1 protein-coding gene is annotated in these 1,425 nt (G+C 52.8%); it reads left to right on the top strand.

What is annotated here, in order from left to right:
• Positions 1–50 precede the first annotated feature (50 nt).
• A protein-coding gene (locus BM323_RS24440) for an IS3 family transposase (protein WP_139221453.1) occupies positions 51–1,396 on the top strand; the annotation gives its coding sequence in 2 pieces (ribosomal slippage) (positions 51–498 and positions 498–1,396; 1,347 coding nt in all).
• Positions 1,397–1,425: the final 29 nt, after the last annotated feature.

The following is a 1,425-nucleotide window of genomic DNA, read 5'->3' as shown; positions in this document are numbered from 1 at the left end:
TGCACTGAACCCCGGATCCTGGACAAACAATCCAGAATCCGGAGGTTAAAATGAAGCACCCATATTCCGTCAGGCTGGCTGCAGTTCAGCACTATCTTTCGGGTAAAGCGACTTTGGCTGAAACTGCCCGCCATTTTCACGTCGGTGAGTCACCGCTTATTCGCTGGGTCCGGGCTTTCCGGAATCAGGGTGAAGCGGGTCTGACGCACCGCCTGACACGTCATTACTCACCTGAATTTAAACTGCGCGTTGTTCGCTACGTCCTTGATAATCGGTGTAGCAGCGCCGATGCATCGGCACATTTTGCTATCCCCAACGAAACGGTTATTCAGAACTGGTTGCGCAAATATCGTTCAGGAGGCAGTGTGGCGCTGGTTAACCGCAGATCAGGCCCAGCGATGAAAACCAATAAGCCAGCTGAAGATAAATCCTTCAGTGATATGACACATAAAGAACTGCTCAGGGAGCTTGAATACCTTCGGGCAGAGAACGCGTATCTAAAAAAGCTGAAAGCCCTGAGAGAGGAAAATGGGCTCAGGGAGCAGCAGCAAAAGCAGGAATAGTCCGCTCGCTGCTGCCGGGGTTCCGGCTGGATGACCTGTTACGTGCGGCGTGCCTGCCTCGCAGCACCTGGTATTATCATCAGGCGAATCCACCGGCTGAAAGAAACAGATATGAGGCTGCTGTGGCGATGATAACCGCACTTCATAAGCGGCATCGGGGCCGTTACGGCTATCGCCGCATAACGATAGCGCTGAGAAAAGAAGGCATGATGCTGAATCATAAAACGGTGCGCAAGCTGATGAAGCTACAGGGTCTGTGTTGCCACGTCCGGCGCAGAAAATACCGTACGTGGATGAACAACGGCAGCCCGTCGTCACCCAATCTTCTTGCGCGCAGTTTCCGTGCAGGACAGAGCGGAACAAAGTGGTGTACCGACGTGACGGAGTTCAGAGCCGGCGGTGAAAAACTGTATCTCTCCGTGGTTCAGGACCTGTTTAACGGTGAAATCATTGCCTGGCAGATGGCACAGAGGCCTGCGCTGACACTGACCTGCAGGATGCTGGAAAAAGCACTGAAAGTACCCGGCCGGAAAGAGGGGTTGATGCTACATAGTGACCAGGGCTGGCAATACCGCACGCCGATGTGGCGGTCAATGCTTGCCGAGTCCGGGATCATTCAGAGCATGTCACGCAGGGGAAACTGCCTGGACAACGCCGTGATGGAAAACTTCTTCAGTCATCTTAAAACGGAGATGTATTACTGCAGGCGTTATGAATCGGTTGACGTCCTGAAGCGGGATATCATGGCCTACATCAGCTACTACAATCACGAACGAATTTGTCTCAGAACGGGCATGAGCCCGGTGGAATACCGGGCATCAAAAGAGATGTAAAATGTGTCCAGGTTTTGGGGTTCAGTGCA

The organism is Pantoea sp. YR525, from assembly GCF_900116775.1.
GTDB classification, from domain to species: Bacteria; Pseudomonadota; Gammaproteobacteria; order Enterobacterales; family Enterobacteriaceae; genus Pantoea; species Pantoea symbiotica.
The sequence above is the reverse complement of the archived record's forward strand: the minus strand, read 5'-3'. Positions and strand labels throughout refer to the sequence as shown.